8 protein-coding genes are annotated in these 7,559 nt (G+C 67.3%); 3 read left to right on the forward strand and 5 right to left on the reverse strand.

The window, feature by feature from the left end; genetic code table 11:
* Positions 1-42: 42 nt before the first annotated feature.
* The 5 genes from J0J01_RS32110 to J0J01_RS32130 all read right to left on the reverse strand — a co-directional run bounded on the left by J0J01_RS32110 (position 43) and on the right by J0J01_RS32130 (position 4,614).
* Entirely contained in the window at positions 43-165 is a 123-nt protein-coding gene (locus tag J0J01_RS32110) for a hypothetical protein (protein ID WP_296387717.1), read from the reverse strand.
* Positions 166-177: 12 nt separating this feature from the next.
* Positions 178-1,587 carry an OFA family MFS transporter gene (locus tag J0J01_RS32115; RefSeq protein WP_296387718.1) on the reverse strand — a complete coding sequence of 470 codons (1,410 nt, stop codon included), beginning with the start codon at positions 1,585-1,587 and terminating at the stop codon, positions 178-180.
* Between the two features lie 233 nt (positions 1,588-1,820).
* A complete protein-coding gene (locus tag J0J01_RS32120) occupies positions 1,821-2,720 on the reverse strand; it encodes a LysR family transcriptional regulator (RefSeq protein WP_296387719.1) in 900 nt (299 codons plus the stop codon).
* 119 nt (positions 2,721-2,839) lie between these two features.
* A complete protein-coding gene (dinB, locus tag J0J01_RS32125) occupies positions 2,840-3,922 on the reverse strand; it encodes a DNA polymerase IV (RefSeq protein WP_296387720.1) in 1,083 nt (360 codons plus the stop codon).
* A 50-nt stretch (positions 3,923-3,972) separates the two neighbouring features.
* Positions 3,973-4,614, reverse strand: coding sequence for a GntR family transcriptional regulator (locus tag J0J01_RS32130; protein ID WP_296387721.1), 642 nt, complete (start codon positions 4,612-4,614; stop codon positions 3,973-3,975).
* A gap of 72 nt (positions 4,615-4,686) precedes the next feature.
* On the opposite strand from J0J01_RS32130, the gene J0J01_RS32135 reads away from it, so the two are divergent.
* From J0J01_RS32135 to J0J01_RS32145, 3 genes are read left to right on the forward strand one after another with little or no spacing between them, the layout of a single operon-like run.
* Complete coding sequence (locus J0J01_RS32135) at positions 4,687-6,072, forward strand: acyclic terpene utilization AtuA family protein (protein ID WP_296387722.1); 1,386 nt, start codon at positions 4,687-4,689, stop codon at positions 6,070-6,072.
* A complete protein-coding gene (locus tag J0J01_RS32140; protein WP_296387723.1) occupies positions 6,072-6,419 on the forward strand; it encodes a DUF4387 domain-containing protein in 348 nt (115 codons plus the stop codon). Before J0J01_RS32135 ends, J0J01_RS32140 begins: the two co-directional genes overlap by 1 nt.
* Positions 6,416-7,369, forward strand: a complete 954-nt coding sequence (locus tag J0J01_RS32145; protein WP_296387724.1) for a tripartite tricarboxylate transporter substrate binding protein — start codon at positions 6,416-6,418, stop codon at positions 7,367-7,369. The genes J0J01_RS32140 and J0J01_RS32145 overlap by 4 nt, the downstream gene beginning before the upstream one ends.
* The last annotated feature ends 190 nt before the right edge of the window (positions 7,370-7,559 follow it).

Raw genomic sequence — 7,559 nt, forward strand, 5'->3', positions numbered from 1 at the left:
CGGGAGACCGCCGGGGCTCTCATCCACGCGCGAGCTGCTCGGCTAGGAAAACAGCTTCATCGCGTTGGACAAGGTCTGCAGCACCCCCCACACCAGGGGAATGCCGACGAAGCCCCACGCCAGCACGAGCTGCGCCGTGGTCGTACCGGTCTGGTCGTTTGCCATCGAGCTCCTCCCTCAGGTCCGGGCGGCCGCAACGCCGCCGCGCGGCACCGCGGCACCGCCGTGGGCGCGCGCATCGTCGGCCTTCATGTGATGGCGCTCGTGCACCGCGCGCACCAGCGCGTTGCAGATGAAGCCGATCACCAGCAGGCCGGCCATGATGTACATGGTCGTGTTGTAGGCCTGCGCCTTCGGCACGCCGTGATCGATCTGGTACTCGCGGATGTAGTTCACCAGCACGGGCCCCAGGATGCCCGCCGCCGACCAGGCGGTGAGCAGCATGCCGTGGATGGCGCCGACATAGCGGGTGCCGAACATGTCCTTGAGATAGGCCGGCACGGTGGCGAAGCCGCCGCCGTACATGCTGATGATGACCACGAAGCACATCACGAACAGCGTGACGCTGCCCATCAGGCCGGTCTGCGGCACCAGCACGTAGAGCACGGTGCCGATGACGAAGAAGCAGTAGTAGGTGTTCTTGCGGCCGATCAGGTCGGAGGTCGAGGCCCAGAAGAAGCGGCCGCCCATGTTGAACAGGCTGAGCAGGCCGACGAAGCCCGCCGCGGCGATCGGCGTCACCTTGCCGGGGAACATCTCCTGGCTCATCGCCGAGGCCTGGCCCAGCACGCCGATGCCGGCGGTGACGTTGAGGCAGAGCACCCACCAGATCAGCCAGAACTGCGGCGTCTTCAGCGCGTCGTAGACGAAGACGTCGTTCCTGGTGATCAGCTTCTGCGCCTGCACCGGCGGCGTGTAGCCGGCCGGCAGCCAGCCCGGCGCCGGCACGCGCACGATCGCGGCACCGACCCAGGTGAAGCAGAGATAGATGATGCCGAGCGCGATGAAGGTCTCGGCGACACCGACATGCGTCGGCGTCGAGAACCTCTGCATCAGCCACACCGACAGCGGCGAGGCGATGAAGGCGCCGCCGCCGAAGCCCATGATCGCCATGCCGGTCGCCATGCCCGGGCGGTCGGGGAACCACTTGATCAGGGTCGAGACCGGCGAGATGTAGCCGACGCCGAGGCCGATACCGCCCAGCGCGCCGTAGCCGACATAGACCAGCCAGAGCTGATGGCTGTAGACGCCGACCGCCGACAGCAGGAAGCCTGCCGTCCAGCACAGGCCGGCCGTGAACATGGCACGGCGCGGGCCGCCGTCCTCGACCCAGCGGCCGAACACGGCGGCCGAGGTGCCGAGGAAGAACATCGCGATGGAGAAGATCCAGCCGAGCTCGGTGAGCTTCCAGTCACTGGGTGCAGACTGGGTGACGCCGATCAGCTTGGTCATCGGCAGGTTGAACACGCTGAACGCGTAGGCTTGGCCGATGCACAAGTGCATGCAGAGTGCGGCAGGCGGCACCATCCACCGGTTGAATCCCGGTTTGGCGACCGTACGCTCGCGATCGAGGAAACCTAATGCCATGGCGAATTGCTCCGAATTGTTGTCGGTCTCGGCAGGCCGGGCGTAACCCACGTGACTTGGCCCGCAGGTCCCATCTCCCTGCGGGCGCTCACACCGTTTCCTTCCCTTCTTCTTTCCTGTCCGTCTTGAGGGCGGCTCAGTTCCTGTGATCATTCCGCAGGCGGGAACGGCGGCTCAATAAAGCTGTTCAGTGAGTCGATAGCGTGCGGCTATCGTTGCAGGCACGACGCGCGTCAGTTGTGGTCGAGCGAGCGGGCGACGGCGTTTACTTCGGCGACCAGCGCCGTGACGATCGCCGTCGACGGCTCGCGCTTGGGGACCAGCAGGCCGATCTGATGGGTCGCATCCGGGTCGACGATCGGCACCGACCGCAGCTGCTGCGTCAGTCCCAGCGCTTCCGCGAGTTTGTCGGGCATCACGGTCGCCCAGCGGCCGGTGCGGACATGGGCGAACAGCACGATCATCGAATCCGATTCGAGCGTCGGCGGTCCCGGCTCGGCGCCGGCCGCGGCGAGCAGCCGGTCGATGTTGTGGCGGACCTGCATGTCGGTGGCGGGCAGGCACAGCGGTACCTTCGCGACCTCTGCCCAGGTCACCTTGTCGTGATCGCCGAGCGGGCTGTCCGGCGCCGTCACCAGCCGGAAGCGCTCGCGATAGAACGGCACCGCCCGCAGGCCGCGCGGCGGCGCCTCGTCGACATAGGTGATGCCGGCATCGATCTCGAGATTCTCCAGCAGCGACAGGATCTCCGCGGCGGTGCGCGAGAAGATGCTGAAGCGCACGCCCGGATACTTTGCGTGGTAGGGCGTCGTCACCAGCGACAGCATCGGCGAGGCGACGGGAAGTGCCGCGATGCGCAGATGCCCGTTCAGGCCTTTCTTCAGCGTCTGCACGTCGGTGCGCATGGCGCGGGTGTCGGCGACGATGCCGCGTGCCCATTCCAGCACCCGCTCGCCCTCGGCGGTGAAGCCGATGAAGCGCGAGGTGCGCTGCACCAGCATGGCGCCCAGCGCATCCTCGAGCTGCTTGATGCCGGCCGAGAAGCTCGGCTGGGTGACGCTGCAGGCCTCGGCGGCCCTGCCGAAGTTGCGTTCACGGGAGAGCGCGAGGAGGTATTCGAGCTTTTCCAGCATTGCGCGATGCATAGCATCGCGCAGGCGGGCCCGTGAAGCTCGGCGCCTTCCGCGGCGCCGGTCGCGCGCAGCGCGAAGCGTAGGGCCCGCGCCGTGCCGCTTGCGCACGGACTTGAGCTTTACAGGCCCAGAGTGAGCTGCGGTTCGGGCGGCGGTGCGTTCTCCCGCGGCCCCATATTGGATAGGGAAACACCGAGCAGCCGCACGCGCTTCTCCAGCGGAAAGATCTGCCGCACCAGCTCGACGCTGGTCTGTTCCAGCTCGCTACGGCTGTTCACCGGCTGAGGCAAGGTCCGGCTGCGGGTGATGATCTGGAAATCGGCGTACTTGACCTTGACGGTGACGGTGCGCCCGGCGATGCCGGTGCGCTCGCAGTAGCCCCAGACGTCGTCGAGCACCGACAACACACCGTCGACGATCTCCTGCGGCTTGCCGAGGTCCTCCATGAAGGTGGTCTCCGAGCCGACCGACTTGCGCGGCCGGTCGGGCACGACCCGGCGCTCGTCGCGGCCGCGGGCGATGGCGTGGTAGTAGGCGCCGGAGCTGCCGAAATACTGCTGCAGGAACTCCAGGCTCTGCGCCTTGAGATCGGCGCCGGTATGGATGCCGAGGCGTTTCATCTTCTCGGCAGTCTTCGGGCCGACGCCATGGAACCGGCCGACATCGAGGCTCTCGACGAAGGCCGGCCCCTTCTCCGGCGGGATCACCGTCTGGTTGTTGGGCTTGCGGTAGTCCGAGGCCAGCTTGGCGAGGAACTTGTTGTAGGAGACCCCCGCCGAGGCGGTGAGGCCGGTGACGTCGAAGATGCGGGCACGGACCTCGCGGGCGATGTCGGAGGCGAGCGGGATGTTCTTGAGGTTCGTCGTCACGTCGAGATAGGCCTCGTCGAGCGACAGCGGCTCGACCAGCGGCGTGTACTCGAGGAAGATCTCGCGGATCTGGCGCGACACCTCCTTGTAGACGTCGAAGCGCGGCTTCACGAACACCAGGTCGGGGCAGAGGCGCTTGGCGGTCACCGAGGCCATCGCCGAGCGCACGCCGAACTTGCGCGCCTCGTAGCTCGCGGCCATCACCACGCCGCGCTGGCGGCCGCCCACGGCCACGGGCTGGCCGCGCAACGAGGGATCGTCGCGCTGCTCGACCGACGCGTAGAAGGCGTCCATGTCGACGTGAATGATCTTGCGGACTTCGGGCTCCGCCATGACCCCCACCCTACCCCTCCCCCATCGAATGGGGGAGGCCGGGGAGGGGATCAGAGCGCCGTCAGACGCTGCAGCAGGTGGGCCCGGACGTTGTCGATATGGCTCTGCATGGCCGTGCGGGCAGCCTCGCCGTCGCCGCTGGCCAGGGCGTCAAGAATTGTCAGGTGCTCGTCGCACACCTGGTCGACCCGCTCGGGCAGGCGGCCGAGCCGGAACATCGCGGTGCGCTTGCGCAGGTCGGAGATCGTGGTCGCCAGCACCGGGTTGCCCGAGGCCTCGGCGATCGCGGCATGGAAGTCGCGATCGTCCTGGCGCGCCGATTCAGCCATGCCGTCGCGCCGCAGCCGCTCGGTGCGCTCGCGCGCCGCCGCAAGGACCGCAGGCGAGACCTTGCCGGCGGCGAGCCGTGCCGCTTCGCCTTCCAGCAACCGCCGCACCGCGAGCGCCTGCAGGAACTCCTCCATCGAATAGGGCCGCACGATCAGCGCGCCATCGCGCTGGCGCTCGAGCGTGCCCTCGCCTTCCAGCCGCCGCACCGCCTCGCGCACCGGCGTGCGCGACATGCCGAGACGCGCCGCGATCTGGCGCTCGGTCACGAGCTCGCCCGGCGCGATGGTGCCGCGCAGGATCATGTCCAGCAGCGCGCCATAGGCGACCGTCGACAGCTTGGGGTCGGTGACTAGACCGTCCATTACGCCAGTGGTATACCGCCTGCATTCCGACATCGTCAACGGTACATCGGCCCGGATTTGGGGAGAAAGATCATGGCGTTAGCCAGCAACGACGAGATCCGGATCCTGACGCCCTCGGGGATGCTGGGCTACGGCTTCCCGGTCGATCACTTCAAGATGGGCCTGGCGCTCAAGCCGCACGCCATCACCATCGATTCGGGCTCCACCGACTCCGGGCCGCAGAAGCTCGGGCTGGGCGAGATGACCTGCAGCCGCGAGGCCTATGTGAAGGACCTCGAGGTGCTGCTCGAAGGCCAGCGCGCGGCCAAGGTGCCCCTGCTGATCTCGTCGGCCGGCGGCGACGGCACCAACCTGCATGTCGACGTGTTCCGCGACATCATCGCCGAGATCGCCCGGCGCCGCGGCTGGCGGCTCAAGCTCGCGAAGATCTACTCGGACATCGACAAGGCGCACATCGCCAAGGAGCTGAAGGCCGGCCGCATCGAGCCGCTCGGCCCCGTGCCGCCGCTCGACCTGCGCGAGGTCGATGCTGCGACCGTCGTGGTGGCGCAGATCGGCGCCGAGCCCTTCGTGAAGGCGCTCGATGAAAGCGCCAATGCTCAAGGGGGCGTCGACGTGATCGTGAGCGGCCGCTCGTACGACCCTTCGCCGACCGCGGCGATGGCGATCCGTGCCGGCTTCGATCCGGCGCTGGCCTGGCACATGGGCAAGATCATGGAATGCGGCGCGCTGTGCGCCGAGCCGGTCGGCCGCAACGTCATGGGCTGGCTGCGGCGCGATCACTTCGAGATCGAGCCGCTCAATCCGGCCGAGCGCTGCACCACCTCCTCGGTCGCCGCGCACACGCTCTATGAGAAGACGCATCCGTTCCTGCTGGCCGGCCCGGGCGGCACGCTCGACCTGTCGAACTGCAGGTACGAGCAGGTCACCGACCGCCGCGTGCGCGTGTCGGGCAGCCGCTTCGAGCCAGCCAAGATCTACACGGTGAAGCTCGAAGGCGCGAAGACGTCGGGCTATCGCAGCATCTTCATCGCCGGCGCCCGCGATCCGATCTTCATCGGCCAGATCGACGAGATCCTCGCCAAGGTGATCGCCGCCACCCGCGCCTACTTCAAGGAAGTGCCGGAGGAGGCCTATCGCATCATCCCGCATCTCTACGGCAAGAACGGCGTGATGGGCGACCTCGAGCCGGTGAAGACGCCGGCGCACGAGCTTTGCATCATCGTCGAGGTCGCGGCGGCGACGCAGTCGCTGGCGACGGCGATCTGCGGCAAGGCGCGCACCACGCTGATGCACGCGCCCTATCCCGGCCGCATCGCCACCGCGGGCAACCTCGCCTCGCCCTTCACGCCGCTCGAGATCCCGCTCGGCCAGGCCTGCGAGTTCAACGTCTATCACCTGATGAAGATCGACAGCCCGACCGCTTTGTTCCCGATCCAGGTCGAGGAGATCGCCTGATGTCGCCCTCGTCCGGACAAACCGTTCCGACTCCCCTGCGCGAGATCGCCAAGGTCGTGCGCAGCAAGAATGCGGGCCCATTCGAGATCACGCTCGACATCATCTTCAAGAACCGCGAGGACTTCGACGCGGTGAAGAGGAGCGGTGTGATCACCCGGGAGCTGATCTCCGAGCTCTACAACGTGCCGACCCAGTCGATCATCACCTTCGGCTTCTTCGACCTGGTGAACGCGGTGAAGATCACCCTGCCGCGCCCGCGCGCCCAGGGCGGCGTCGGCGAGACCGACATGCACGCCGCCCAGCAGCATGCGCCCTTGCAGGAGATCCGCGTGCCGTGGCCGGCATGATCCGCCGTCGCAGCCTTCTCGTTGGCGCTGCTGCGCTGGGCATTGCCGGCCACGCCTCGGCCGAAACCTGGCCGGTGCGGCCGATCAAGCTGGTGGCGCCGTTCGCGCCGGGCGGCGGATCGGACTTCACCTCGCGGCTGGTCGCCGAGAAGCTGTCGGCGCGGCTCGGCCAGACCATGCTGGTCGACAACAAGCCTGGCGCCGGCGGCAATCTCGGCGCCGAGATCGCGATCGAGTCGCCGGCCGACGGCTACACCTATCTCACGATCTCCGGCAGCTACGCCATCAACTCGATCCTGCACAAGCCGTCGTTCGATTCGCTGAACGACATCGCGGCGATCGGCCAGTTCACCGACGAGCCGACGGTGCTGTGCGTCAATCCCGGGGTGCCGGCCAAGACCCTGAAGGAGCTGGTGGCGCTGGCAAACGCTCAGCCGGGCGAGCTCGCCTATGGGTCGAGCGGGCCGGGCGGGCTGCTCCATCTCGGCACCGAGTTCTTCCTCGATGCGGCGCAGATCAAGGCGACGCACGTGCCCTATCGCGGCACCGCGCCGGCGCTGAACGACCTCTTGAGCGGCAGCGTGCAGATGCTGATCGGCGGCACCACGACCATGCTGCCCTACATCAAGAACAATCAGGTTCGGGCGCTCGCGATCACCAGGAAGATCGCGGTTGCCGACATCCCGACCTACGGCGAGCAGGGCTATCCGACGCTCGACTTCAACCTGTGGCACGGCATGATCGGGCCCAAGGGCATCCCGACCGGAATCGTGCAGCGCCTGAACGGCGAGCTCGATGCGGTGCTGAAGAGCCCCGAGGTGAGCGGCCGGTTGGCGGCGGACGGGGTCATCGCCGTGGGCGGCTCATCCGACGCTTTCACGAGCACGATCCGCACCGAGGTGAAGCGCTGGCAGGACTTCATCCAGCGCACCGGCATCAAGCTCGATTGATCATATTCCTCCCCATTCTGATGGGGAGGTGTCGGCGTCTTATACCAGCCGACGAAAATCCTGACTCTTGCGAGATTTGAGTTTCCCTTCGCTGCAATGTTCGATTCTGTGTCTCCGGTCGGCGTATTGCGGCGGAGGACAGCATGGGGCTCAAGATCGAGGTGACGCGGCTGGAGCTGTCGGCGACGCA

Source organism: Reyranella sp. (genome assembly GCF_017305915.1).
Classification (GTDB): Bacteria; Pseudomonadota; Alphaproteobacteria; order Reyranellales; family Reyranellaceae; genus Reyranella.

What these genes read in the sequence shown, in the direction of transcription:
- J0J01_RS32115 (WP_296387718.1), bottom strand. Translation starts at nt 1,587, where the DNA reads ATGGCATTAGGTTTCCTCGATCGCGAGCGTACGGTCGCCAAACCGGGA.
- dinB (WP_296387720.1), bottom strand. Translation starts at nt 3,922, where the DNA reads ATGGCGGAGCCCGAAGTCCGCAAGATCATTCACGTCGACATGGACGCC.
- J0J01_RS32110 (WP_296387717.1), bottom strand. Translation starts at nt 165, where the DNA reads ATGGCAAACGACCAGACCGGTACGACCACGGCGCAGCTCGTGCTGGCG.
- J0J01_RS32140 (WP_296387723.1), top strand. Translation starts at nt 6,072, where the DNA reads ATGTCGCCCTCGTCCGGACAAACCGTTCCGACTCCCCTGCGCGAGATC.
- J0J01_RS32145 (WP_296387724.1), top strand. Translation starts at nt 6,416, where the DNA reads ATGATCCGCCGTCGCAGCCTTCTCGTTGGCGCTGCTGCGCTGGGCATT.
- J0J01_RS32130 (WP_296387721.1), bottom strand. Translation starts at nt 4,614, where the DNA reads ATGGACGGTCTAGTCACCGACCCCAAGCTGTCGACGGTCGCCTATGGC.
- J0J01_RS32135 (WP_296387722.1), top strand. Translation starts at nt 4,687, where the DNA reads ATGGCGTTAGCCAGCAACGACGAGATCCGGATCCTGACGCCCTCGGGG.
- J0J01_RS32120 (WP_296387719.1), bottom strand. Translation starts at nt 2,720, where the DNA reads ATGCTGGAAAAGCTCGAATACCTCCTCGCGCTCTCCCGTGAACGCAAC.